Origin of the sequence: Mesorhizobium sp. WSM4989 (assembly GCF_029625795.1) — a bacterium.
Lineage (GTDB): Bacteria > Pseudomonadota > Alphaproteobacteria > Rhizobiales > Rhizobiaceae > Mesorhizobium.
This window is the reverse complement of the sequence record NZ_JARTVN010000002.1, coordinates 1727979-1752780: the sequence shown is the minus strand read 5'-3', so window position 1 is coordinate 1752780 and position 24802 is coordinate 1727979. Positions and strand designations below refer to the sequence as shown.

The following is a 24802-nucleotide window of genomic DNA, read 5'->3' as shown; positions in this document are numbered from 1 at the left end:
GCGCGGGTTCAAGGCCCGCGGAATGAGTCTGCCTTTAAGATGGTGAAGTTTCACCTTTGCTGCAAGCCAGCCAACCTTAGTGGGGACGCTGGCTAGTACCACCCCACCGCGACCTGCGCCTCTTCCGACATCCGGTCGGGTGTCCATGGCGGGTCGAACACCATATTGACCTCGACGCCCGAAACACCCTCCACGGCGCCGACGGCGTTCTCGACCCAGCCCGGCATTTCGCCGGCCACCGGGCAGCCCGGCGCGGTCAGCGTCATGTCGATCTTGACCGTCCGGTCGTCCTCGATGTCGATCCTGTAGACGAGGCCGAGCTCGTAGATGTCGGCCGGGATTTCCGGATCGTAGACCGTCTTCAGCGCCGAGACGATATCGTCGGTCAGCCTCGCCAGCTCATCGGCGGGGATCGCCGAGGCCGAGACGAGGCCGTTACCGGCCGTTTCCGGCGCGGTCTCTGCGGTGGTGGTCACATCGTCCATCATCGTCATCCGAAGAACTTTCGCGCCTTTTCCAGCGCATCGGCCAAAGCGTCGACTTCGGCCTTGGTGTTATACATGCCGAACGATGCCCTGCATGTGGAGGTCACGCCGAAGCGTTTCAACAGCGGCTGGGCGCAATGCGTGCCGGCGCGGACCGCGACGCCTTGCCTGTCGATAAGCATCGACACGTCATGAGCGTGGATGCCCTGCAATTCGAACGAGATGATGGCGCCCTTGCCGGGCGCGTCGCCGAAGATGCGCAGCGAATTGATGGCGCGCAGCCGCTCGTGGGCGTAATTCTTGAGGTCCGCCTCATGCGCCGCGATGCGCTCGCGGCCGACCTTTTCCATATATTCGAGCGCGGCGCCCAGCCCGATCGCCTGCACGATCGGCGGCGTGCCGGCCTCGAAACGGTGCGGCGGCTCGTTGTAGGTGACGATGTCTTCCGTCACCTCCTCGATCATTTCGCCGCCGCCCATGAAGGGCCGCATCTCTTCCAGCATGTGCTTCTTGCCGTAGAGCACGCCGATGCCGGACGGACCGTAGACCTTGTGGCCGGTGAAGACGAAGAAGTCGCAATCCAGCTCCTGCACGTCGATCGGCATATGCACGGCGCTCTGGCTGCCGTCGACGAGCACGGGAATTCCACGCGAATGCGCGATGCGCACGATCTCCTTGATCGGCGTCACCGTGCCCAGCGCGTTCGACATATGGGTGATGGCGACGAGTTTTGTGCTGTTCGTCAGCCGCTTCTCGAATTCCTCGATATGGAAGGCGCCGAGATCGTCGACCGGCACCCAGACCAGCTTCGCACCCTGCCGCTCGCGGATGAAATGCCACGGCACGATGTTGGAGTGGTGTTCCATGATCGAGAGCACGATCTCGTCGCCCTCGCCGATCCTCGGCATGCCGTAGCCATAGGCGACCGTGTTGATCGCCGAGGTGGTGTTGGAGGTGAAGACGATGTTGTCGGTGCTCGGCGCATTGAGGAAGCGGCGTACCGTCTCGCGTGCTTTCTCATAAGCATCGGTCGCGGCATTCGACAGAAAATGCAGGCCGCGATGGACATTGGCGTAGTCCTGGGAATAGGCGTGCTGGATCGTGTCGAGCACCACCTGCGGCTTCTGCGCCGAGGCGCCGTTGTCGAGATAGACCAGCGGCTTGCCGTAGACCTGCCGCGACAGGATCGGGAAGTCGCGGCGGATCGCCTCGACGTCGTAGGGAGCGGTTTCGATCTTCTGGTCCATCACAAGGTCTTTCGAGGCTTCGCCTCACTCCGTCCAGCACCCCTCATCCGTCATGGCGCTCCGCGCCAATCCACCTTCTCCCAAGTAGGAGAAGGGGAAAGCGCTATCCGTGCGTCGAAAACCAGGCGTCGAGCCGCGCTTCGAGCGCATCGACGAGCGCCTCGTCGTCCAGTTCCTCGATCACTTCCGCGGCGAAAGCCTTCACCAGCAGCCCTCGAGCCGCCTTTTCCTCGATGCCGCGCGCCATCAGATAGAACAGATGGTTGTGGTCGATCTCCGTGACCGTCGCGCCGTGACCGCAGACGACGTCGTCGGCGAAGATTTCCAGCTCCGGCTTGGTCGAGAACTCACCCTCGTCCGACAGCAGCAGCGTGTTGCACGCCATCTTGGCGTTGGTCTTCTGCGCGTATTGGTGGACGTTGATGCGACCCTGGAAGACACCCCGCGCCTTGCCGGTCACAACATTGCGGATCACTTCGGTCGAAGCGGTGTGCGGCACGGCATGGTCGAGCACCATGGTGGTGTCGGTATGCGTGTCGCCGGCCAGAAGGTTGATGCCGCGCAGCTTGAAATCGGCGCCCTCGCCAGTCGTCCTGACCACGACTTCCTGGCGCACCAGCTTGCCGCCGGCGTTCATCACGAACAGCGTCAGCTTCGCGTCCTTCCCAATATGCGCCTTGAGCTGAGCAAGGTGCGTCGCCGTGTCCGGCTGCTCCTGCACGATCAGCCAGGTCACCTCGGCACCGTCGCCGACCACAAGCTGGCTGACCGAACTGACGAGCGCGGCTTCGCCGCCCTCGCCCGTCTGGCGCTCGACGATGATTGCCTTGGCGCCGGCACCGACACGTGCCAGGAGCCGCACATGCGTCTGGCCGCCGGCCTGGAGGTTCTGCAGCTCGATCGGCTTTTCCAGCTCGGTGCCGTCGGCGATGTCGACGAAATAGCCGTCGGCGACGAAGGCCGTGTTCAGCGCGCCGATTGCGTCATCGGCGCCATAGCGATCGAGCCCCGGCGCGATACTGCCGTCGGTGAGCTTCTCCGACAGGCGCTGCACCGTGACGCCTTCGATCTCGGGAGCCTTGGCGCTCGAAACGCCGTTCAGCACCGGCAGAACGGCCGAACCGTCGAGGACCGGATCGAGCGCCTTTGCGATGTCCCCGGCCTCGAAGACCGGCACCGAGGTCAGCAGCCGGCGCAGGTCCGTATAGTGCCAGGATTCGACGCGGCGCGTCGGCAGGCCGTGCTTGATCGCCTCGATCGCGTCGTCGCGCTTGACCATCACTGCGCCGTCGCCGGGCAGCAGCGATAGCCGCTCGCCGAAGGCGTCGATCAGCGCCGTTTCGGCCAATGTCCGCTGGGGCTGTGCGTGCATGTTCATTGCTCTTGCCTCACTTGGCCCCATCTCACGCGGCTTGCCCGATCACGCCGGCATAGCCGTTGGTTTCAAGATCGAGCGCCAGCGACTTGTCGCCAGACTTGATGACCTGGCCCTTGTAGAGCACGTGCACGCTGTCCGGCACGATGTGCTCGAGCAGGCGCTGGTAGTGGGTGATGACGACGATCGCGCGCTCCGGCGAGCGCAGCGCGTTGACGCCATCGGCGACGATCTTGAGGGCGTCGATGTCGAGGCCTGAATCGGTCTCGTCGAGCACGCAGAGCTTCGGCTCAAGCAGCTTCATCTGCAGGATCTCGGCGCGCTTCTTTTCGCCGCCGGAGAAGCCGACATTGAGCGGCCGCTTCAGCATGTTCATGTCCATGTTGAGCGAAGCGGCGGCGTCCTTCACGCGCTTCAGGAATTCCGGAACCTTCAGGGGCTCCTCGCCGCGCGCCTTGCGCTGCTCGTTCATCGCGACTTTCAGGAATTCCATGGTTGCGACGCCCGGTATCTCCATCGGATACTGGAAGGCGAGGAAGATGCCGGCGGTGGCACGTTCGGCCGGATCCATTTCGAGGATCGACTGGCCGTTGTAGAGGATGTCGCCTTCGGTGACCTCGTAGTCCTCGCGGCCGGCGAGGATGTAGGACAGCGTCGACTTGCCCGAACCGTTCGGGCCCATGATGGCGGCGACCTCGCCGGCTTTGACCGTCAGGTTCAGGCCACGGATGATCTCCGTGCCGTCCTCGACGATGCGGGCATGCAAATTCTTGATCTCAAGCATATTTTTTTCCTGAATATCTTCTGCGGTCAGCCGACCGAACCCTCGAGGCTGATGCCGATCAGCTTCTGCGCCTCTACAGCGAACTCCATCGGCAGCTGTTGGATGACGTCCTTGACAAAGCCGTTGACGATCAGCGCGATCGCCTCTTCCTCGGGAATCCCGCGCTGCATCACGTAGAACTTCTGGTCCTCGGATATCTTCGACGTCGTCGCCTCGTGCTCGAACTTCGCCGTCGCGTTCTTGGCTTCCATGTAGGGCACGGTGTGCGCGCCGCACTGGTCGCCGATCAGCAGCGAATCGCAGTTGGTGAAGTTGCGGGCGTTGGTCGCCTTGCGGTGCGCCGAGACTTGGCCGCGATAGGTGTTCTGCGAGAAGCCGGCGGCAATACCCTTGGAGATGATGCGGCTCGACGTGTTCTTGCCGAGATGGATCATCTTGGTGCCGCTGTCGACCTGCTGATAGCCGTTCGAAACCGCGATCGAATAGAACTCGCCGCTGGAATCGTCGCCGCGAAGGATGCAGCTCGGATATTTCCAGGTGATCGCCGAGCCGGTCTCGACCTGCGTCCACGAGATCTTCGAACGGTGGCCGCGGCAGTCGCCGCGCTTGGTGACGAAATTATAGATGCCGCCCTTGCCCTCGGCGTCGCCCGGATACCAGTTCTGCACCGTCGAATATTTGATCTCGGCATCGTCGAGCGCAATCAGCTCGACCACCGCGGCATGCAGCTGGTTCTCGTCGCGCTGCGGCGCCGTGCAGCCTTCGAGATAGGACACATAGGCCCCCTCCTCGGCGATGATCAGCGTGCGCTCGAACTGGCCGGTATTCTTCTCGTTGATGCGGAAATAGGTCGACAGCTCCATCGGGCAGCGCACGCCCTTCGGCACGAAGACGAAGGAGCCGTCGGTGAACACGGCCGAGTTCAGCGTGGCGTAGAAATTGTCGGAAGTGGGCACGACCGAGCCCAGATATTTCTGCACCAGTTCAGGGTGCTCGCGGATCGCTTCCGAAATCGAGCAGAAGATGACGCCGGCCTGAGCCAGCTCCTTCTTGAAGGTGGTGACGACCGAGACGGAATCGAACACGGCGTCGACCGCGACGCGGCCGGACTTGTAGACGTTGTCGTTGGCCTCCTCCAGCTCCGAAGCGTCGGTCTTCTGCACGCCGGCGAGGATCTCCTGCTCCTTCAAAGGAATGCCAAGCTTCTCGTAGACCTTGAGCAATTCGGGATCGACCTCGTCCAGCGACTTCGGTCCCGGCGTGCTCTTCGGCGCCGCGTAATAGTGGATGTCCTGGAAGTCGATCTTCGGATAGTGGACGCGCGCCCAGGTCGGCTCTTCCAGCGTCAGCCAGCGCCTATAGGCGCCCAGACGCCATTCCAGCATCCAGTCCGGCTCGCCCTTTTTCTCGGAGATCAAGCGAATGATGTCTTCGCTCAGGCCCTTGGGGGCCTTGTCCATCTCGATCTCTGTCTGGAATCCGTATTTATACTGGTCGACGTCGATCTTTCGGACTCGATCGATCGTCTCCTGCACAGCAGGCATAAGCGTTCTCCATCCACGCCGGGGTCAAGGCCCGGCAGTTTTCAAACTATGGCACCGCACAAACGCGCCCCGGGAGGGACTCGGCTGCGGAGTAAGCTCCATATAGTGCGTTCCGGCCGGAAATTCACCCGTCCAAACGAAACGCACGGCTCTACCAGGCCGGATGGCCTGAATTCGTTTTTCGAGCACCGGATTTCAAGAGCCGCCGGGGATCTCTTGTCCGATGCCTTGCCGCCGTCAGGCAGCCTTTTCTTTTCCAGCCCGACGCGCGGCTATGCCCGCCAGAGCCGCCCGGAACGCCTCGATTTCCTCGGCGCCGGTAGCGCGGCCAATCGAGACGCGCAATGCGCCAAGGCTCTCGCCGTGGCCCATCGCCTTCAGCACATAGCTTGGCCCGACTTTCCCCGACGAGCAGGCGGAACCGGCCGACAGCGCAACACCGGCGAGATCGAAGGCGATCTGCGCCGTCTCGGCCTTGACGCCGGGAATAGCGAAGAATGTCGTATTGGCAAGCCTTGGCGCTGCCGCTCCAAAGATTTCCGTATCAGGGACGAGCTCCCGGACGATGGCTTCGACCTTGTCGCGACGGCGCGCGACCGCTTCCATGTCTTCCAGGCCGGCGAGTGCTGCCCGCGCCGCGGCACCAAAACCGGCAATGCCGGGAAGATTCTCCGTGCCGGCGCGATGGCCCTTTTCCTGGCCGCCGCCATTGATCAGCGGCTTCGGCATCATCAGATCGGCCCGGGCGACGATGGCGCCGACGCCCTTCGGGCCACCGATCTTGTGCGAGGAAAGGATCAGATAATCGGCATAACCGGCTGACATGTCGATCCGAATCCGCCCTGCCGCCTGCACGGCATCGACGACCAGCACGCCGCCCGCTTCCTTGACGATCTCGGCGATGCGTCCGATCGGCTGGATCACCCCCGTCTCGTTGTTGGCGGCATGGATCGCCACCAGCGGCAGGCCGGCAGCCTTGTCATGCGCGGAGAGCGCCGTAGTCAGCGCCTCGAGATCGGCAATGCCGTCTCGATCGACGCCGATCCTCGTCACCTGCGCCGCCGAGAACCGCCCGCCATTCAGAATGCAGGGATGGTCGGCAGCCGAGACATAGAGGTGGCTGATGCGGACAGAGCCGCGCCCCATCTGCCAGCCGGCAGTAAGCATCGTCGATGCGGCCTCCGTCGCGCCGGAGGTGAACACGACGTGCTCGGGCCTGGCATTGACCAGTCTTGCCACGTCACGCCTGGCATCCTCGATCAGCCGCCGCGCCGCGCGGCCCTCGCTGTGAACCGACGACGGATTGGCGGCATCGAGCGCCGCGACCATCGCCGACCGCGCCTCTGCAATGAGAGGTGCGCTGGCGTTGTAGTCGAGATAGGCGCGAGTTGCGGCCATTTTCCTTCAGTCGATCCTGTCAGCAGCCATTCCGCGAGGACAGCGCGTTATTTCCTTGATATTGCAAGGCGAGCCGTCCTATTTACCCGGCTTGCGGCGCGGGCGGCCGAGAAAATGCGTTTTCGGCACCCAGTTTTGAACAATTCTAAACTAGCTTCTAGGAAGACGCTTGCCCGGCGTCAAGGCCACAGAATGGGCCAAAGGAAGAGTCCGGGCCCGCGCCTTCGTATGCCACGTGGAGTATTTTATGCCTGAGGTCATTTTCGCCGGTCCGGCTGGTCGCCTGGAGGGGCGTTACCAGCCTTCCAAGGAAAAGAGCGCGCCGATCGCCATCGTGCTGCATCCGCACCCGCAATTCGGCGGCACGATGAACAACAAGATCGTCTACGACCTCTTCTACATGTTCCAGAAGCGCGATTTCACCACGCTTCGCTTCAATTTCCGCGGCATCGGCCGCAGCCAGGGCGAGTTCGACCACGGTACCGGCGAATTGTCGGACGCGGCCGCTGCGCTCGACTGGGTGCAGTCGCTGCATCCGGATTCCAAGAGCTGCTGGGTCGCGGGCTATTCCTTCGGCTCATGGATCGGCATGCAGTTGCTCATGCGCCGGCCCGAGATCGAGGGCTTCATCTCGGTCGCCCCGCAGCCCAACACCTACGATTTTTCGTTCCTGGCACCCTGCCCGTCGTCCGGCCTCATCATCCATGGCGATGCCGATAAGGTGGCGCCGCCCAAGGACGTCCAGACGCTGGTCGACAAGCTGCACACGCAAAAGGGCATAACCATCACGCAGAAGACTATCTCCGGCGCCAACCATTTCTTCGCCAACCACGCCGAACTGCTGATCGACGAATGCGCCGATTACCTCGACCGGCGTCTGGCCGGCGAGCTCGCCGATCCACGGCCGAAGCGGCTGAGGTAGATTTCGGGCGATCCTTAGACCAAATAGCTCTACGGGCGGTCAGCCGACAATTGCTCGCGGCTCCGCCTCGCCAGCGATGTTTTGCCCTTGGATCCGCTGGAAGACAGCAGCCGGAACGTGCGCTTGGGCACGGGTCTGGTCGACGACGGCCGCCGGAAGATGAAACCGAGCCGCGCGAAGACCAGCCCTGCGGCGATCGCAAAGGCAAGGCCGAGCCCAAAGCCGGCCACTGTGTCGCTCGGATAATGCGCGCCGACGAAGACGCGCGTCGAAGCGATCAAGGCCGTGGCCGCAAGCGCGATGTGCCAGCGCCTTGGAAACAGCAGCAAGAGGACGCCGAACACCGCCCCCATCGTCGTGGCATGGCCGGACGGAAAGCCGGCGAAGCGCGCATCCATGGCGAAGGGATGCAGCGACAGCACCCCGTAATCGTTGAAATAGAGCGGCCGGGCCCGGCCGATGCCGTATTTCAATAAGTTGACGGCCAGCCCGGAAAGACCAACCGCGCAAAGCACCAGGAAAGCGAAGCAGGTCCAATTGTAGACGAGCAGACGCGACGACCTGGAAAGCCGTCGCCAGTCCGTCAGGTTGGCGGCGACGAGGCAGAGAACCGGGGGGATGAGATACCAGCCGCCCAGGCCGAAATCCGTTAAGAAGTCGGTGAAACGGACGAAGCCTGGCGTCCACCCGCCGCGCATCCTGCCGGCGGCGCTGTCCAGGGTGAGGCCAATGGCTATGGCCAGCAGAAGCCATGCAGAGACCCAGACGAGCCAGGGAATCTCGGGATAGCGCGCGGGACGCACTGCAAAACGCCGCTGCACGATGCGCGTCGTGACGAGGAAGTTGCCGAGCGAACGGCGGTAAAAAGAAACGGCGGACATGGCTCTATAGGGAACTTCGAGCTCCGACATTATTCCTCACTGGGCCACTCGATAAAGGGCGAGCGCCAGCTTGTCTCCTGACGAATAGTTGAGCCCGTCGATCTCGGTCAGTCGCTTCGCCGACTTGCCCTGCCCGGCAAGCAGCTCGTTGAGCTTTTGCTCCTCCTTGACCGGCGCCAGTCCCAGCGCACAGGTCGGATCGGCCAGCAGGTGCTTTGCCACGCCATCGACGTCGGTCAGCACGGTCTTGGTCCCGACCAGGAACACCAGGCTCGGCTCGTGATAGGGGGACGAGGCGAGCACCGTGGTGTCGCAAGGACGGTTGGCATCGACGGCTGCCTTGATGGCCGGGCTCAGCCAGATCGGCTTCAGCGACGGCGCAATCACGCCGAACAGCAGGCTGAACGTTACGCCCGCGCCGATCGCGATCGCCGCGATGCGTTCGAGCGGCACCTGCAATTGGCGCGGGAAAGCCAGATAGCCGGTCACGAGCGCGGCGATTGCCGCCGGAATGCTCCACCAGGAAAAGGCTTTTGCGAGATAGAGCGGCGCGCCTATGCATACTGCGGCTAGCCCGATCGACACGACGACGACGCCGAAGGCGGTCGACCACCACAGCCAGTTCTGCCAGCGCTTGAGCGGCGCATTGGCCTTGTCTTCCGGCAAGGTGAGCAGCCAGCCGATCAGCAGCGCCATGCCGGGATAGGCCGGCAGCACATAATGCGGCAGCTTGGTCGGGATCGCCTCGAACACCAGCCAGAAGGGGATATACCAGGCGAGACAGAAGCGCAGGCGGGGGTCGTCCCAGAAGCGGTTGATGGCCTGCAGCCCGGCGCCGACCGCGATCAGGCCGAAAGGCCACATGAACAGCGAATAGGTGAGCATATAGAAGCCCGGCGGCAGGCCATGCGATTCCTCGCCTTGCGCCACCTTGTTCAGCATGTCCTTGCCGACCGCCTCCTGGAAGAAGGCGCCGCCGCTCTTCCAGCTGATGAGGATGATCCAGGGCAGCACGATGACGAGCACGATTGCGACGCCGCGCACCAGCTTCAGCTTCAAAAGCCAGCGCCAGTCGCGTTCGAAGGCGAACAGCGCGCCGGCCGTCAGCAGCGACAACAGCGGAGCGACCGGACCCTTGATCAGAATTCCCAGTCCCTGCGCGATCCAGAAGATCCATGGGAGGTGGCCGGCAATCGGCTCCTTGCGGCGGGCGGCCAGATAGACCTGCGCCAACGCGCCTTGCGCGGCCACGCAGCAGGCGAGCAACATGGCGTCGGTCTTGGCGTCGCGGCCTTCGAAGGCGGTGGCGAAGATGGCGGCTATCATCAGGCCGGCGGCAAGGCCGGCATTGGCGCCGAAGAGTTTTGTGCCCGTCCAGCCGATGCCCACGACGGCGAGCGCAATGCCGAGCATCGAAACCAGCCGATAGACCCAGATCGGCGCTTCGGCCCCCTCACCGCTCAATACGACGGCCGCCGATTGCAGCCAATAGATGCCGATCGGTTTCTTGTAGCGCGTCACATCCTGCAGGCGGATGTCGATGTAGTCGCCGGTCTCGACCATCTGCTTGGTCGACTGGACGAAGCGGGATTCGTCGCGGTCGATCGGCGGCAGGCTTGCCAGCCCGCTGACGGTCATCAGGATGCTGAACAGAAAGAGGAGGAGATAGTTCCTGTTCATCGCGGGAGCTTGTCCGATCTGATCTGCGGGATAGCCCCGTCGCGGCGCGTCGGGGCGTGCTGCCCTTGCGCGGGCGCCTCATTACGCCAGCAAAAGAGGCGAAGCAAGGATGCGGCGATAGCACGCAAAGCCCCAAGCCACTTTTGCTGATCGCCCATTTGCCCGTTGAAGCGCGATCCCACGCAAACCGGAAACCACTTTTGCTGATCACCTGTTTGCCTCTTGAAGCGCGATCCTACGCAAAACCGGAAACCACTTTTGCTGATCGCGCTTGGATGCTAAACGCGCCCCTTCACGTCAAGCTCGGCCAAATGCCGTGCGATCTCCGGGAAGAAAAGATGTCCGCCTTCAAGTCCGATTTCCTGCGCATCATGAGCGAGCGCGGCTTCATCCACCAGATTTCGGATGAAACCGGCCTCGACCAGCTTTTCGCCAAGGAAACGGTGAGCGCTTATATCGGCTTCGATGCGACGGCGAAGAGCCTGCATGCCGGATCGCTGATCCAGATCATGATGCTTCACTGGCTGCAGCAGACCGGCCACCGGCCGATCGCGCTGATGGGCGGCGGCACCTCGATGATCGGCGATCCTTCCTTCAAGGACGAGGCGCGCAAGCTGCTGACGCCTGGGGACATTGAAAGCAATCTCGTCGGCATCCGCCGCAATTTCGCGCCATACCTCAAATTCGGCAGCGGCGACGGCGACGCGGTGATGGTCAACAACGCCGACTGGCTGATGGAGATCAACTACGTCAATTTCCTGCGCGATGTCGGCCGGCATTTCTCCGTAAACCGCATGCTGGCCTTCGATTCCGTAAAGCTCAGGCTCGACCGCGAGCAGTCGCTGTCGTTCCTCGAATTCAACTACATGATCCTGCAGGCTTACGACTTCGTCGAGCTCTACAAGCGCGTCGGCTGCCGGCTGCAGATGGGCGGCTCCGACCAGTGGGGCAACATCGTCAACGGCATCGATCTCGGTCATCGCATGGAAGGCGTGCAGCTGTTTGCGATGACAACGCCGCTGCTCACCACCTCGTCGGGCGCCAAGATGGGCAAGTCGGCCTCCGGCGCTGTCTGGCTCGACGGCGATATGCTGTCGCCTTACGAGTTCTGGCAGTACTGGCGCAACACCGAGGATGCGGATGTCGGGCGCTTCCTGAAGCTCTACACGACACTGCCGCTCGCCGAGGTCGCGCGCCTCGAAAAGCTCGGCGGCTCGGAGATCAACGAGGCGAAGAAGATTCTCGCCACCGAGATCACCGCCATGCTGCATGGCCGCGAGGCGGCCGAAACGGCTGCAGAGACCGCGCGCAAGACTTTCGAGGAAGGCGCGCTCGCCGACACGCTGCCCAGCATCGACGTCGCCAAGGCTGATCTCGAGGCCGGCATCGGAATCCTGTCGCTGTTCGTCACCGCCGGACTCGCCGGCTCCAATGGCGAAGCGCGCCGGCACGTCCAGGGCGGCGCCGTGCGCCTCAACGACCAGGCGGTCACGGATGACCGGCGCGTAGTGACGCTCCAGGACCTGGGCGCGGAAGGTGTAGTGAAGCTCTCGTTCGGCAGGAAGAAGCACGTTCTGGTGCGGCCGATCTAGTCGGCCTCATCACCGATATTCGAAGATTGAGCGAAAAATTCCCGGCGCCACCACCGACAGCGGATTGATGTTGAGCGTCGGCTTGTTGGCGTTGCCGCGCAGCCGGTAGGTGACGCCGATCAGGCCGCGGTCGCGGCCGTTGCCGAGCAGCGGGCCGAACAGCGGCAGTTCGCCGAAGATGCGATTCAGCCCATAGACCGGCATGAAGGTGCCGGTCATGTCCATATTGTTGTCCTGGTCGTAGAGCGTGCCCTGGAAGGTGGTGCCGATGCGCGGACCGCGCAACAGACCGTTTGCCAGTCTGAGATAGCCGGAGCCTTTGTCGATCTCGGCATAGCCGCGCTCGAACTGCACCCTTGAGGTGTCGATGTTGGCCTTGACCGCCTGGTTGAGGCTGCGCGTATCGCCGGCCGGCCTGGTCGACACGATCGACGCAAGCTTCGGCTCGTTGACGACATAGAAATTGCTGGCGTCGACCTGGCCCTTCATTGGCCCGTCGGCGTCGCCCGCCAGCGACAGCCTGATAGCCCCGCCCTCCATATGCTCGTAAATGTTGAGGAAGCGCAGGATAGCGCCGGCATCGGCCGATTTCATCCTGAGGGACCGGCCGCCGTCGCCGGTGGTGTTTCGGACGGCAATGGCGGCACCCGAACTCGCCGTCGCGCTGACATCGAGACCATTCACCCGGGAGCCGGCAGCGCTGTAATTCAGCTTGAGGTTCGACAGCACCTCGTCGTGAAAGCCGGTCAGCGACTTCACGTCGGCGCTGACCGAGATCGCGTCGGCGCCGGCGCCTTTTGTGGCTGTATCGACGTCTGTGGTGAACTGTTTGATCAGCGAGCGGGCGTCGAGAGAGTCGCCGCTGACGTTGACCGCATAGCTTTTGCCCGACCGTTTGACCGAGACCGCGACGTCGTCTCCTCTGTTGAGCGCGACCTTGCTGAACCGGGCCGAGGACAGCGCCCCGTTGACCAGTGTCACATCGCCGTCGATCGAAAAGCTCTTCCCATCGAGATCGAAGTCGGACAGCGTGGTCGTGCTGCCGGACTTTGCCATCGTGAAGGTGACCTTGGCCGGAATGCCGGCACCCTTGCTCCATCCTGCCCAGGGGATGTCGAGCCTTGCGTTGGTCAGGTCGGCCGACACGTTCTGGACGCCCTCGCCGCTCTTGTCGATCGCCACCTTGATGGTTCCGGAAAGCAGCGGCGACAGGCCGGGCATTGCTGCAGCGCGCGTCTTGTCGTCGATCACCAGCGCGACCTTACGGCTGCGCGGCGGGCCGCTGTCCTCGAGCGGCTCGACCAGGTCGAGCTCGGCTGGAATGCCGTTCAGCTTCGCCTTCGCCGATATCACCGCACGGTCGGGGCTCACGGTGATCGACCCGTCGGCCTCGGTCACCATCTGGTCCTCGAACGGCTTGGCTAAGGAAAGATCCTGGTAGTCCAGCGCCACCAGCCAGTCGAGCCTCGAGGTATCGACGCCGGAAGTCAGCGGAATGTCGGCCCGCACATGCCCGGTGACGGTGCCGCTCAAATCCTCAGGCGCAAGCCCGACATGGCGCATGGCGTTGATCGGCTCAAAGGAGGCGAGTTCGGCGATCGCCGGGGCTTCGCCGGCGACATCGATGTCGAGAGAGCCGATCACGGGCGAAACATTCGCCTGCTTGATCGTCAGTGTGCCCCCGCTTGCCGCCACGGTGCGGCCGCTCGGCATAAAAACGCTGCCCGAGGACAGCGTGATATCGACATCGTTGCCGTGGAAGGCAACGACACCGACCGCATCGCGGATCGGCGGAATGCGCCCCGCAGTATCGAAGCGCGAGCCCTCGACCTGGAAGCGGCCGAACACCTCGTCGCCGGAAAGCGGAACGCCGTTGCCGAGCCGCCCAGGAACGACCTGGAACTGCAGGTTGGCGTCGACCACACGGCCGCCGAACAGGTTGTCCAGCACCCAAAGCCGCGCGTTGCGGGCAGAGAACCAGGGCCACAACTGCTTCACATGCGAAACCGGCATGTCGTGTACATTGAGCGACAGCGACACACCCGGCGGGCCATTGTCGATGAAGGCGAGCGACGCCGTGCCCAGCACGTCGCTCGAACCCCCTGAGCGGACGCCGATCTGCTCGGCGACGAGCTTGCGGCTCTTGGTCTGGTAGACGCCGGCGACCCGGGCAAGAAACTGAAGCGCCGGCTCCGGCGATTCCGAAGGCGCGAGCGTCGAGCCGTCGCTGACAAGGTCATAGCGGTAGGACGGCTCCTCGCCCGCGGCTGCCGGTTTCGGCCCGATCGAGCCTGAGAAATCGAATGTCGAGCGGCCGGTCCTGATCAGAAATTTGTCGACCGAGACCTTGTTTGATCCCGCGACCAATGTGGCCCTGGCATCGACGTCGGCCGGCAGCAGCCCGCGCGAGCCGAGATCGAGCACCGAGCCGCCGAGCGACAGCGACGCCGTCAGCCGCGACGGCATGTCGCCGGACGCCTCGACGCCCGAAAGCTTCAGCGCAACAGAACCAAGCTTGCCGCCCTGGGCGGCGAAGTTCCCGCCGCTGGAGCTTCCCTGAGCGGGCGTTACGCCGACGTCCGCTATCGCGACGGCGGCGTCCAGCGATGCGATCCGCCTGGCGCTCGGATCGCGCGCCGCGGAGGCGCTCAGGCTTACATGTCGGCCGTCGACATCGGCTTTTGAAGACAGTTCCATGCTGCCTGTGCCCGTCTGCCCAACCGTGGCCTCGGCGACGGTCAGACGCCTGACCGATCCGCCCGGCGGCAATTCGAACTCGACGTTGCGGAGGTCGATCTGGCGCATCGATTCCGCGCGCACCGCATCCAGCGCCGCGTTGACGCCGCCAAACACCGCCGCCGATACTTTCTCCGGATCGACCAGGCCATCCTCGTTGCGCAAAGCCGCAGTCCAATCACCGCTCCCGGACGGCATGGCGGCGACCATGATGCGAGCATCGGAGAACCGGGCGCTGGTGAGCTTGACCTCGCCGGATAGCAGCGGCAGCAGGCGCATGCCGAAGCGGACGCGCCCGACATCGGCCATCGGCTTGCCGTCGGCCGTCTTCAAGCTGACGTCGCTGACCTGCAGAGCGACGAAGCTCGACCCATCGAGCGTCAACCGCGCCGGCCCAACGGTGACGTTGAGATCGACGCCAGCGAGCTTCTCGATGGCCGTCTCGGCTTCGGCGCGAAGTCGTTCCGTGCCGATGCCTGACGTGCCAAGCACATAGACGCCAATTGCCGCCAGAAGCACCAGCGCGCAGAGCCCGGCGAACACCCGACCGAGGATGCGGAAGCGCCGGCGCACCGAAGCACGGCCGAGCGGCGGCACGCTGCACGCGGACGGAAAGGCCGCCAGGTCGGTGATCTCGTCACGCCTGAACCTGATCTTCTCGTGCTGCGGTCGCTCCTGATCCAAGCAATATTCCGTTGTAAACGCACTCGTCGTGGACGAATCCCCGCCTCACGTTATATCGATGCTCGATCCGCGCGTAACCGCAAACAAGGGCATCGACATGGCTGAACTCGACGTGGGCGACGTTGCGCCGCAATTCGATCTTCCGCGCGACGGCGGCGGCTCCCTCAGCCTCGCCGCGATCCGGGGAAAACCTGTCGTACTCTACTTTTATCCGCAGGACGACACCACAAGCTGCACCAACGAGGCGATCGGCTTCTCGCAGCTGAAGCCGGAATTCGAGAAGGCCGGCGCCGTGGTCATCGGGCTGTCCCCCGATAGCGTCAAGAAACACGACAAATTCAAGGCGAAATACGACCTCACCCTCGATCTCGTCGCAGACGAGGAGCGCAAGGCGATCGAGGCCTATCATCTGTGGGTCGAGAAGACGATGTACGGCCGCAAGTACATGGGAGTCGAGCGCGCCACCTTCCTGATCGGCAAGGACGGACGCATCGCCCGCATTTGGCGGCAGGTGCGCGTCAAGGGCCATGCCGAAGAGGTGCTGGAGGCGGTGCGCGCGCTGTGAAGCGGGGCCGACCCAAAAGCTTTCCGCGATTTGCTGGCCTCCCTCCCTGCAACCTGCCACCCGCGCTGCGGGAATTGGTTAAGCCGACATCGCGGCCAGCAAAGCTTTGTTAACCCTAATAATGTGTAATCGAGCTGTCGTTGGAGTCGTAACGAAAGCTTGGTCCCGTGAATTCAAACGGTCAGTCAGCGGTCTTCGGCAGGCGCAAGGAGCCCCATACGGTCATTATCGCGCGGGGGAACGAGATCCGGCATTTCACCATCCGTCCGTGGCTTGCCGCCTTCGTCGGGTCGGCGCTGGCGGCGATCGCCATCGGCTATCTGCTCGCCACCTCCTACCTGGTGCTGCGCGATGACCTGATCGGCGCCACCACGGCCAGGCAGGCGCGCATGCAGCAGGCCTATGAGGATCGCATCTCCGCGCTTCGCGCCCAGGTCGATCGCATCACCAGCCGCCAGCTTCTCGACCAGCAGCTCATGGAGACCAAGGTCGGCGAGTTGCTGGCCAGGCAGACCCAGCTCAGCCAGCGCCACGGCCGGCTCGGGCCGATCCTCGAACGCGCCGAGAGCGAGGTCGGCGATGTGCCCGCCGCAGCCAATGCCGCAGCGACGAAACCCGACGAGCACGCCGAGATCACCGGCGGCCTTTCGCAGGTCCCGACCTACTCCGTCGCGTCGTTGGGCGCCGGCGACACGAGGCCATTCTCCCTGTGGTCGACACGCTCGGACCCGCTCGACAACGAAACGTCAGCGGATCGCGCCGACAAGCTCTTCGTGTCGATCAACGCTTCGCTCAAGGCCATCGAGAACCAGCAGCTCACCCGCATCACCACGCTTGCGGACAACGCTTATCGCAACGCGGACGCGATCTCGCAGGCACTGCAAGCCGCCGGGCTGCCGGTCGACACGGAGCTCGACAAGAACGATGTCGGCGGGCCGCTGGTGCCGCTCGATTCCTCAATGATCTTCGACAGCAAAGTCAAAGAGCTGGATGAAGCGCTTGATGCGCTGGATCAAGTCAAGAAAGAGGCGCGCAAGCTGCCGCTCAGCAATCCCGCGCCGGGTCATACTGTGACCAGCCCGTTCGGAGTGCGCACCGACCCGATCCTCGGCACGGCCGCCCTGCATACGGGAATGGATTTCAGGGCGCCGATCGGCATGCCGGCGAAGGTCACCGCTGCCGGCGTCGTCACCAAGGCCGGCTGGAACGGCGGCTACGGCCGCATGGTCGAGGTCGACCACGGCAACGGCTTTGCGACGCGCTATGGCCACCTCAGCGAGATCGACGTGAATGTCGGCCAGAAGCTCGCCGCCGGCGACGTGATCGGCAAGACCGGCAGCAGCGGCCGCTCGACCGGTCCGCATCTCCACTACGAGGTGCGCCACAACGGCGAGGCGGTCGACCCGCTGCGCTTCCTCGCCGTCGGCAAGAAGGTCGCGCAGTACCTTTAGCGCACGCCTCGCGGCCGACCCGAGGTCCCTCCAGATTATCCACCGTTTTGCCTGGGCAGCGCCTCGCTTCGGATTGACTCAATCCAAGTTGTAGGATGATATACATCACCCTATCGCCTCACCGATTGCGCCGCTGATGACCGTTCGCAGCCTCTCACCGGATATCCTCAGCGTCCTCGAAGACGCAGTGGGGCCGAGCGGTCTCACTGCCGACACTGCTGGAATGGCGAAGTATCTCGGCGATTGGGCCGGCGACTATCGAGGCAGCGCGCTGGCCGTACTGCGCCCCGCGTCGGTTGCGGAGGTGCAGGTGCTGATGCGTCTGTGCAGCGAGTTGGGACTCGGCGTCATTCCACAGGGCGGCAACACCGGCTTGGTTTCGGGCGCCATCGATGGCACCACCACCGGCGGTGTAGTCGTCAGCCTGGAGCGGCTGAACGCCATCCGCCGGATCGATCGCGCGAACTTCACACTTCAGGCGGACGCAGGCTGCGTGCTGCAGACGATCAAAGAGGCAAGCGAGGCCGAAGATTGCCTGTTCCCACTGGCGCTCGGCGCACAAGGCAGTTGCCAGATCGGCGGCAATGCCGCGACCAATGCCGGCGGCGTCAACGTGCTGCGCTACGGCATGGCGCGCGACCTGATCCTGGGGCTGGAGGTTGTTCTGGCCGATGGCGAGCTGTGGAACGGCTTTTCCGGGCTGCGCAAGAACAACAGCGGTTATGACCTGAAGCAGCTGTTCATCGGCTCCGAGGGCACGCTCGGCATCATTACCGGTGTGGAGGTCAAGCTGTTCCCGAAGCCTGCCCGTGTCGAGACCGCCTATCTCGGCCTCATCTCGTTCGAAGCGGCCATCGACCTCTTCAACCGAGCGCGACGCGCCTGCTCCGATCTGATTTCCGCCTTCGAGATCATCGGCTCGGAATGCATCGATTTGGCCCGGCTGGTCGATCCTGGAATGACGGCGCCTGTCGCAGCACCCGTCCATGCGCTGATCGAATTGTCCTCCGGACCGACCATCGACCTCAACGGCGTGCTCGCCAGTTTTCTAACCGATGCGCTCGAAGGCGGCCTGGTAGCCGACGCAGTCCTCGCGACCAGCAACGCGCAGGCTAAGGCCTTCTGGGCGATCCGCGAGGGACTGGTCGAGGGCCAGGCGAAGCGCGGCTACCACGTGCGCACCGATCTCTCGGTGCGCATTTCCGATATCCCTGCCCTTGTCGAGCGCGCCCGCCGCTTCGTCGCCACCGAACATCCGGGCTGGATTGCACTGGCCTATGGCCATGCCGGCGACGGCAACATCCATTTCAATGTGCTGCCGCCGCTCGATCTCGCTGATGGCGAAGCCCGGGCGCGCGGCGAGGAAATCACGGCGGGACTCTACGACATCGCCGTCAGGCTCGGCGGCTCGATCAGCGCCGAGCACGGCATCGGCCGCAGCCGTGCCCGAGAATTCTGGGCCGGGCTTTCGCCGGCGCATCGCCGCATGGCTGCCGCGCTGAAGACTGCGCTCGACCCTAAAGGGGTGATGAACCCCGGCTGCCTGCTGCCCTCGACGGAGCGTTTTTTATGAAGCAGAGACTGGCCGCCATCGGCACCGTCGAGACCCTGCCGCACCGGGTCGCGGCCTTCCTCAGCCGCGAGATCGAATCCGGCGAGTTGAATCCCGGCGCGCGGCTGCCGACCGAGCAGGAGCTTTCCGAGAAGTTCGGCGTCAGCCGCAATGTGGTGCGCGAGGCGATTGCCCAGTTGAGGGCGGACGGCATGATCGAGGCGCGGCAAGGCATCGGCGCCTTCGTGCTGGCGCCCCAGCAAAGGGCGGCGATCCGCATCGACCGCGAGGCGCTCAAGGACACCCACAATATGGAGCGGCTGTTCGAGCTGCGTTGCATCCTCGAGGCCGAGTCGGCGGCGCTCGCCGCGGCGCGGCGCGGGCAGGAGCATCTCGATTCGATCAAGGCGGCGCTCGACCGCATGGGCGGCGAGGAGCGCTGGGAAGAAGGCAGCATCGACGCCGACCTGCTATTCCACCGCGAGATCGCGCGGGCGACCGGCAACAGCTACATCCACACCTTCATCTCTTTTGTCTGCGAGCAGATCCGCCAGTCGATCCACTATGCCCGCTTAACCAACCCGCTGCACGATCTCGTCGAGATCAATGTCGGCGAACATGTGCGCATCTATGAGGCGCTAGTGGCGGGCGATCCGGCGGCGGCAGAAGCAGCAATGCGTACGCACATCATCGGCGCTGCGAACCGCGTCGGCGTGAAGCTGCCACTCTCCAAGACCGGCGGGACGAAATAATCATGCCGGCCAACCTCACCCGCATCTCCGACGTCTGCCTGCTGGTGGAAAATATCGAGCGTACGGTCGACTTCTATGTCGGGAAACTCGGCTTCCGGCTGCGTCGGCGTGCCGAAGGGTTTGCCGATTTCCATGGCGAGGGCGTGACGCTCGCCGCCTGGGAGCTCGACCACATCAACCGACACACCGGCGTCTCGAACCAGAGATCGCCGCGCCAAGCGCACAAGGTTTGCGTCGCCGTCCAGCTCGGATCGCCGGCCGAGATCGACCGGCTGCACGGCGAATTGAGCGCCAAGGGCGTGCCCTTCTATGGACCGCCCGAAAACTACGTCTGGAATGCGCGCTGCGCCTATTTCACCGATCCGGACGACACGCTTTGGGAGCTTTACGCCTGGCTCGACGGCGGCCCTGGCGACTACCACGACCAACAGCCGTAGCGACGCCGCGCCGAGGGAGCGGCGCTTGGAAAGAAGAGACAAGAAGTCTGCAACAGGAGCGAAAAATGAGTGGGAACCAAGACTACGAATTGAACCGCCGCGCTTTCGTGAAGGGCGGCCTCGCAGCGGTCGCAGCCGCGTCAGCCGGTATGCAATTGGTGTTGACGCCGGGCGCCAGGGCCGCCGGCAAGGTCGTCATCCAGTATGACTGGCTGATGTCCAATGGCCAGATCGGTGACATCGCGGCCGTCGCCAACGGCTATTTCAAGGATGCCGGGCTCGAGGTGGAGTTCAGCCCTGGCGGCCCCAATGCCTCGACCGTGCCGCCGGTGATCTCCGGCGCCGCGCAGCTCGGCCAGTTCTCGGAAACGCCGCAGCTTTATGCGGCGCGCGCCAGCGGCGTGCCGATCAGAATCATCGCCTGCGGCTTCCGCACCGGCCCCTATGCGCTGACCTCGAAACCGGGAAAGCCAATCCGCAATGTTGCCGACCTCAAGGGCAAGAAGATCGGCATCCAGCCGACCGCGCGCTTCGTCATCGATGAGATCCTGGCCAAGAACGGTATCGACCCCTCGGAAGTCACCATCGTCAATGTCGGCTTCGACAAGGCGCCTCTGGTGCGCGGCGACGTCGACGCCATCGGCGGCTGGATCACCAACACCCAGGCGCTGAGCGCGGTCGGCGAGGACCGCATCGATCTCCTGGTGCGCGACCTCGGCCTCGCTTCCTACGCCGACGTCTATTTCGCGACCGACGCGGCGATCGAGAAGGACCCCGACACACTGGCGAAGTTCGTCGGCGCGGTCGGCAAGGGCTGGGGCTGGGTTCACGCCAACCCCCAGGAAGCGGTGAAGAAGATGGTCGCCGCGTATCCGGAGATGGATCTCGGCTGGGAAGAGAAGACCGTCAACCTAGTGCTGAAACTCTCCTTCGACGGCGCGACCGCCAAAGATGGCTGGGGCACGTTCGACCCTGCCTCCATCGAGGAGCAATTGACGCTGCTCGACAAGGTCGGCCAGTACCCGAACGGACGCCCGGCCGCCAAAGATGTCTACACCACGAAGATCCTGGAGCTTTCGGCCGCGGACCGGCCCAAGCTCGACGCGCCCGCGGCCTGATGCCGAACGCCATCGAAGCGCAGAAGCTCGATGTCGGCTATGGCGGCCGGCAGAAGGTCGTCAAGGTGCTGTCCGGCCTCGACCTCACGGTCGCGGCCGGCTCCTTCCTGTCGATCCTCGGCCCGTCGGGCTGCGGCAAGTCGACCTTACTTCGCGTGGTGGCGGACCTGCTCGACCCGCTGGACGGCACGATCAGCGTGCTTGGGGCCACACCGCACGCGGTGCGCTCGCGCCGCGACGTCGGCTTCGTCTTCCAGGATTCCACCCTGCTGCCCTGGCGCACGGTGCGCGACAATGTGCGCCTGCCGCTCGGCGTCGGCCAGCGCAGCCTCACACGCAAGATCGATGACCGCAGCAGCGAACTGCTGGAGCTGATGGGGCTTGGCGGACTCGGTGAACGCCTGCCGCATCAGCTTTCGGGGGGCCAGCGCCAGCGCGTCGCCATCGCGCGCGCCCTGCTTAGCGAGCCCAGGCTGCTTCTGATGGACGAGCCGTTCGGCGCGCTGGACGAGATCACGCGCGATCGCCTCAACGACGAATTGCTGACGCTCTGGCGGCGCACCGGCACAACGATCCTTTTCGTCACCCATTCGATCGCCGAAGCCGCCTATCTCGGCGAGCGCGTCATTGTGCTGGCTGCCAATCCGGGACGGGTGGTGAAGGACCTCGACCTGCGGCCCTTCAAGCAGGAAGGCAACCGCTGCAAGCGCGAGGATGCGGCGATCGTCGGCGCCATGGCCGAGTTGCGTGCAGCGCTGGAGCGCGCATCGTGAGACCGGCGCCGCTTGCCCCGCAAATGGCGATTGCACTTCCGGTTCTGGGCGCGGCGTCGATCCTGATTGCCTGGCAGTATCTCCTGCCGCTGCTCGGCGTGCCGGCCTATATCGTGCCGACGCCGACGGCGATCTTCGGCGTCTTCCAGAAGAATTTCGCCCTGCTCATCGACAATCTCAGACCGACGCTGATCGAGGCGCTGGCGGGCTTCGTCATCGGCAATCTCGCCGCCGTGCTGCTTGCCGTGGTCTTCGTGCACAGCCGCATCCTGCAGGCCGCCTATTTCCCGATCGTGCTGTTCTTCAACACCATTCCGATCCTGGCGCTGTCGCCGATCATCATCCTGATCTTCGGCCTCGGCATGACGCCAAAGATCGTCATCGCCGCCGTGATCTGTTTCTTCCCGACCCTGGTGAACATGATCCGAGGCCTGGATTCGGCAAGCGACAACGAGCACGAACTGTTCCGCGTGCTGTCGGCGACACGCTCGGAGATCTTCTGGGCTCTGCGCCTGCCCCGCGCCCTGCCGATGCTGTTCTCCTCGCTGCGCATCGCCTCGGCCACTGCGGTAATCGGCGCCATCGTCGGCGAATGGATCGGCTCGGACAAAGGCCTCGGCGCGCTGATCATCCAGGCAACGTTCAACTATCAATCCGACCGGCTCTACGCCGCGATCGTGCTGTCCTCGTCGCTGTCGATCGCCCTTTTCTGCATCGTCGTGCTGATCGAGCGTCGCGTCATCAGATACTAGCTTGCCGCACATTGCCCGGGTCGCAAGCGCCGGGGCCGCAGGGAAACTTGCTCTCCTCGAGAGCCGGGCAAATTATTTTTGAATTCCATTTGACTGAATAAATCTTCTCTGCGAACCTTGTGTCCGTCAGGAGCGCAAGCCATGGCGTTGCGGGGAACCAATCAGGAGTTCGGGCGGCCATACAACCGGCGCATCGTGCTCGAATCCATCCGCCGCTTCGGTCCGATCGCCCGCGGCGACATCGCGCAGCACGTCGGGCTCACCGTTCAGACGGTCTCGACTATCGTGCGCGAGTTGGAGGAACAGGGTTACATACTGTCGGTCCGCGAGGAACCGAAGGGCCGCGGCCAACCGCCGGCCACGCTGCGCATCAACCCGGAAGGCGGCTATGCCGTCGGCATCCACCTCACCCCGCTGGGGATAGACGCCGCACTCATCAACCTGAGCGGCGACGTGATCGAGAGCGTCCATCGCGAAGCGCCGAGCCCGACGCCCGATCTCGCCTTCGAGGCGATCGGCGCCATGGTTGCCGATCTGACCGGGCGCCGGGCCGGAGGACGGGTCATCGGCGTCGGCATGGCGCTTCCCGGCCCGTTCGGCGTCGAGTCCATGAGCTTCGTCGGACCGACCACAATGGCCGGCTGGAAAGGCGTGCCGTTGCGCGAGCGCCTTGCCGCCGCGACGGGCCTGCCCGCCTTCTTCGAGACCGATATGGCGGCGGCGGCCATGGGGGAACGCCTCTACGGCCTCGGCCTCCAGCGTTCCGACTACTACTATCTCTACTTCAGCGTCGGGCTTGGCGGCGCCATGGTGCATGACGGCGGCGTGCTGCGCGGGGCCTGGGGCAATGCCGGCGAGATCGGACACATCCCCGTCGTTCCGGAAGGCGAGCTTTGCCCCTGCGGCAACCGGGGCTGCCTCGAACGCTATCTGTCGCTCGAGGCGCGCGGCCGCTGGAACGGCAACGACGCCGGATGGGTGGCCGAAGTCGCTCCGATCTTCCGCAATGCCATCGCCGTGATTGAAAATCTTTTCGATCCCGAGACGATCGTGCTTGGGGGCCTCGCCTCGCCTCAGTTGCTCGAACGCCTGGCTGCATTGGCGGAGCCGCTGCACAATTCGGTTTCGGCTCGCAAGGATCGCGCCGCGCCGCGCATCCTCGTGGCGCAGGGCGGGCAGCATGCCGTGTTGCGCGGCGCCGCGGCACTTGCCGTTTCCGGCGTGCTTTCGCCACGCTTCGGCCAGATCTTCACCGCCAAGCGGCAGCGCGAAGGCGACCTTCTGAACGGCGGAGACATCGCGGCATGAGCGAACCCCTGCTGGTCCTCGACAACGTCACCAAGAATTACGGCGCCATCCGGGCGCTGAGGGGCATCAGCTTCTCGATCGCGCGTGGCGAGGTGGTGGCGCTGCTCGGCGACAACGGCGCCGGCAAGTCGACGCTGGTCAAGATCATCGCCGGCGGACTCGAGCCGACCTCGGGTCGCATGCTGTTCGAAGGCAAGGAGTTCCTCGCCAAAACCCCCGCCGAGGCCAAGGCCGCCGGCATCGAGACCGTCTACCAGGACCTCTCGCTCTGCACCAATGTCGACGTGGTGGCCAACTTCTTCATGGGCCGCGAGATCACCCGCAGGGTGCTGGGCGTTCCGGTGCTCGACGAGCGCGCGATGGAGTCAGTAGTGGCGAAGGCGCTGGCCAATGCCGGCACTCGCATTCCCTCGCTGCGCACCAAGGTCGAGCATCTCTCGGGCGGCCAGCGGCAGGCGATCGAGCTCAACCGTTTCGTTCATTGGGGCGGCAAGCTGGTGCTGCTCGACGAGCCCTTCGCCGCGCTCGGCGTCGAGCAGACGCGCCGCGGCCTCGACATGATCCGCAAGGTGGCGAGCCAAGGCATCGGCGTCGTCATCATCACCCACATCATGCAGCAGGCTTTCCAGGTCGCCGACCGGATCGTGGTGATCCGCCAGGGCGTCGTGGCGGGCGACGTTGCCCGCAACAAGACAAGTCCCGATGCGGTGATCAACATGATCACCGGGGAAACGCTTGCCGGTGCCGGACCGGCGGGCTGAGGGAC

General features: G+C 64.2%; 21 protein-coding genes. 12 read left to right on the top strand and 9 right to left on the bottom strand.

The annotated features are described in order from the left end of the window. Positions 1–92: 92 nt before the first annotated feature. The 6 genes from P9217_RS21155 to P9217_RS21130 form a co-directional block, all read right to left on the bottom strand. Complete coding sequence (locus P9217_RS21155) at positions 93–485, bottom strand: SUF system Fe-S cluster assembly protein (protein ID WP_095779637.1); 393 nt, start codon at positions 483–485, stop codon at positions 93–95. A gap of 5 nt (positions 486–490) precedes the next feature. Beyond that, a complete protein-coding gene (locus tag P9217_RS21150) occupies positions 491–1732 on the bottom strand; it encodes a cysteine desulfurase (protein WP_278054216.1) in 1242 nt (413 codons plus the stop codon). Positions 1733–1835: 103 nt separating this feature from the next. Further along, positions 1836–3110 carry a Fe-S cluster assembly protein SufD gene (sufD, locus tag P9217_RS21145; protein WP_278087456.1) on the bottom strand — a complete coding sequence of 425 codons (1275 nt, stop codon included), beginning with the start codon at positions 3108–3110 and terminating at the stop codon, positions 1836–1838. A 25-nt stretch (positions 3111–3135) separates the two neighbouring features. Further along, the gene (gene sufC / locus P9217_RS21140; protein WP_066995090.1) at positions 3136–3891 is read right to left on the bottom strand and encodes a Fe-S cluster assembly ATPase SufC; all 756 of its coding nucleotides are present in this window, start codon (positions 3889–3891) and stop codon (positions 3136–3138) included. Positions 3892–3917: 26 nt separating this feature from the next. Further along, a complete protein-coding gene (sufB, locus tag P9217_RS21135) occupies positions 3918–5435 on the bottom strand; it encodes a Fe-S cluster assembly protein SufB (RefSeq protein ID WP_067328280.1) in 1518 nt (505 codons plus the stop codon). Between the two features lie 237 nt (positions 5436–5672). After that, positions 5673–6833 carry a cysteine desulfurase family protein gene (locus P9217_RS21130; protein ID WP_278087455.1) on the bottom strand — a complete coding sequence of 387 codons (1161 nt, stop codon included), beginning with the start codon at positions 6831–6833 and terminating at the stop codon, positions 5673–5675. A gap of 247 nt (positions 6834–7080) precedes the next feature. On the opposite strand from P9217_RS21130, the gene P9217_RS21125 reads away from it, so the two are divergent. Then, positions 7081–7755: an alpha/beta hydrolase gene (locus tag P9217_RS21125; RefSeq protein WP_066995082.1), complete on the top strand. Its 675-nt coding sequence runs from the start codon at positions 7081–7083 to the stop codon at positions 7753–7755. A gap of 29 nt (positions 7756–7784) precedes the next feature. On the opposite strand, the gene P9217_RS21120 is transcribed toward P9217_RS21125, so the two are convergent. Then, entirely contained in the window at positions 7785–8666 is an 882-nt protein-coding gene (locus P9217_RS21120) for a phosphatase PAP2 family protein (protein ID WP_278088307.1), read from the bottom strand. A 6-nt stretch (positions 8667–8672) separates the two neighbouring features. Continuing rightward, on the bottom strand, positions 8673–10316 hold the full coding sequence (locus P9217_RS21115; protein ID WP_278087453.1) for a glycosyltransferase family 39 protein: 1644 nt from the start codon (positions 10314–10316) through the stop codon (positions 8673–8675). Positions 10317–10654: 338 nt separating this feature from the next. Here P9217_RS21115 and tyrS point away from each other — a divergent pair, with 338 nt between their 5' ends. Further along, the gene (gene tyrS, locus P9217_RS21110) at positions 10655–11908 is read left to right on the top strand and encodes a tyrosine--tRNA ligase (protein WP_278087452.1); all 1254 of its coding nucleotides are present in this window, start codon (positions 10655–10657) and stop codon (positions 11906–11908) included. A gap of 9 nt (positions 11909–11917) precedes the next feature. Here the strand turns inward: tyrS and P9217_RS21105 are convergent, their stop codons facing one another. Continuing rightward, entirely contained in the window at positions 11918–15328 is a 3411-nt protein-coding gene (locus P9217_RS21105) for a DUF3971 domain-containing protein (RefSeq protein WP_278087451.1), read from the bottom strand. 97 nt (positions 15329–15425) lie between these two features. Here P9217_RS21105 and P9217_RS21100 point away from each other — a divergent pair, with 97 nt between their 5' ends. The 10 genes from P9217_RS21100 (at position 15426) to P9217_RS21055 (ending at position 24797) form a co-directional block, all read left to right on the top strand. Then, the gene (locus P9217_RS21100) at positions 15426–15893 is read left to right on the top strand and encodes a peroxiredoxin (protein WP_095800896.1); all 468 of its coding nucleotides are present in this window, start codon (positions 15426–15428) and stop codon (positions 15891–15893) included. Between the two features lie 167 nt (positions 15894–16060). Further along, positions 16061–17344, top strand: a complete 1284-nt coding sequence (locus P9217_RS21095; protein WP_278087450.1) for a M23 family metallopeptidase — start codon at positions 16061–16063, stop codon at positions 17342–17344. A 136-nt stretch (positions 17345–17480) separates the two neighbouring features. Continuing rightward, positions 17481–18917: an FAD-binding oxidoreductase gene (locus P9217_RS21090; protein WP_278087449.1), complete on the top strand. Its 1437-nt coding sequence runs from the start codon at positions 17481–17483 to the stop codon at positions 18915–18917. Beyond that, a complete protein-coding gene (locus P9217_RS21085; protein ID WP_067328267.1) occupies positions 18914–19648 on the top strand; it encodes a FadR/GntR family transcriptional regulator in 735 nt (244 codons plus the stop codon). Before P9217_RS21090 ends, P9217_RS21085 begins: the two co-directional genes overlap by 4 nt. Before the next feature lie 2 nt (positions 19649–19650). Continuing rightward, complete coding sequence (locus tag P9217_RS21080; protein WP_067328264.1) at positions 19651–20085, top strand: VOC family protein; 435 nt, start codon at positions 19651–19653, stop codon at positions 20083–20085. A 65-nt stretch (positions 20086–20150) separates the two neighbouring features. After that, positions 20151–21203, top strand: coding sequence for an ABC transporter substrate-binding protein (locus tag P9217_RS21075; protein WP_176477644.1), 1053 nt, complete (start codon positions 20151–20153; stop codon positions 21201–21203). After that, positions 21203–21976 carry an ATP-binding cassette domain-containing protein gene (locus P9217_RS21070; RefSeq protein WP_278054203.1) on the top strand — a complete coding sequence of 258 codons (774 nt, stop codon included), beginning with the start codon at positions 21203–21205 and terminating at the stop codon, positions 21974–21976. The genes P9217_RS21075 and P9217_RS21070 overlap by 1 nt, the downstream gene beginning before the upstream one ends. Further along, positions 21973–22728 (top strand): ABC transporter permease, encoded by a 756-nt coding sequence (locus tag P9217_RS21065; RefSeq protein WP_067328257.1) that lies wholly within the window; start codon positions 21973–21975, stop codon positions 22726–22728. Before P9217_RS21070 ends, P9217_RS21065 begins: the two co-directional genes overlap by 4 nt. Before the next feature lie 141 nt (positions 22729–22869). Continuing rightward, positions 22870–24036: an ROK family transcriptional regulator gene (locus P9217_RS21060; protein ID WP_127241070.1), complete on the top strand. Its 1167-nt coding sequence runs from the start codon at positions 22870–22872 to the stop codon at positions 24034–24036. Further along, complete coding sequence (locus P9217_RS21055; protein ID WP_067328253.1) at positions 24033–24797, top strand: ATP-binding cassette domain-containing protein; 765 nt, start codon at positions 24033–24035, stop codon at positions 24795–24797. The genes P9217_RS21060 and P9217_RS21055 overlap by 4 nt, the downstream gene beginning before the upstream one ends. Positions 24798–24802 lie beyond the last annotated feature (5 nt).

Excerpts from the sequence above, each read along its gene's own strand:
- P9217_RS21155 (WP_095779637.1), bottom strand. The coding sequence starts at position 485 with ATGGACGATGTGACCACCACCGCAGAGACCGCGCCGGAAACGGCCGGT.
- P9217_RS21150 (WP_278054216.1), bottom strand. The coding sequence starts at position 1,732 with ATGGACCAGAAGATCGAAACCGCTCCCTACGACGTCGAGGCGATCCGC.
- sufD (WP_278087456.1), bottom strand. The coding sequence starts at position 3,110 with ATGAACATGCACGCACAGCCCCAGCGGACATTGGCCGAAACGGCGCTG.
- sufC (WP_066995090.1), bottom strand. The coding sequence starts at position 3,891 with ATGCTTGAGATCAAGAATTTGCATGCCCGCATCGTCGAGGACGGCACG.
- sufB (WP_067328280.1), bottom strand. The coding sequence starts at position 5,435 with ATGCCTGCTGTGCAGGAGACGATCGATCGAGTCCGAAAGATCGACGTC.
- P9217_RS21130 (WP_278087455.1), bottom strand. The coding sequence starts at position 6,833 with ATGGCCGCAACTCGCGCCTATCTCGACTACAACGCCAGCGCACCTCTC.
- P9217_RS21125 (WP_066995082.1), top strand. The coding sequence starts at position 7,081 with ATGCCTGAGGTCATTTTCGCCGGTCCGGCTGGTCGCCTGGAGGGGCGT.
- P9217_RS21120 (WP_278088307.1), bottom strand. The coding sequence starts at position 8,666 with ATGTCGGAGCTCGAAGTTCCCTATAGAGCCATGTCCGCCGTTTCTTTT.
- P9217_RS21115 (WP_278087453.1), bottom strand. The coding sequence starts at position 10,316 with ATGAACAGGAACTATCTCCTCCTCTTTCTGTTCAGCATCCTGATGACC.
- tyrS (WP_278087452.1), top strand. The coding sequence starts at position 10,655 with ATGTCCGCCTTCAAGTCCGATTTCCTGCGCATCATGAGCGAGCGCGGC.
- P9217_RS21100 (WP_095800896.1), top strand. The coding sequence starts at position 15,426 with ATGGCTGAACTCGACGTGGGCGACGTTGCGCCGCAATTCGATCTTCCG.
- P9217_RS21090 (WP_278087449.1), top strand. The coding sequence starts at position 17,481 with ATGACCGTTCGCAGCCTCTCACCGGATATCCTCAGCGTCCTCGAAGAC.
- P9217_RS21085 (WP_067328267.1), top strand. The coding sequence starts at position 18,914 with ATGAAGCAGAGACTGGCCGCCATCGGCACCGTCGAGACCCTGCCGCAC.
- P9217_RS21080 (WP_067328264.1), top strand. The coding sequence starts at position 19,651 with ATGCCGGCCAACCTCACCCGCATCTCCGACGTCTGCCTGCTGGTGGAA.
- P9217_RS21075 (WP_176477644.1), top strand. The coding sequence starts at position 20,151 with ATGAGTGGGAACCAAGACTACGAATTGAACCGCCGCGCTTTCGTGAAG.
- P9217_RS21070 (WP_278054203.1), top strand. The coding sequence starts at position 21,203 with ATGCCGAACGCCATCGAAGCGCAGAAGCTCGATGTCGGCTATGGCGGC.
- P9217_RS21060 (WP_127241070.1), top strand. The coding sequence starts at position 22,870 with ATGGCGTTGCGGGGAACCAATCAGGAGTTCGGGCGGCCATACAACCGG.
- P9217_RS21055 (WP_067328253.1), top strand. The coding sequence starts at position 24,033 with ATGAGCGAACCCCTGCTGGTCCTCGACAACGTCACCAAGAATTACGGC.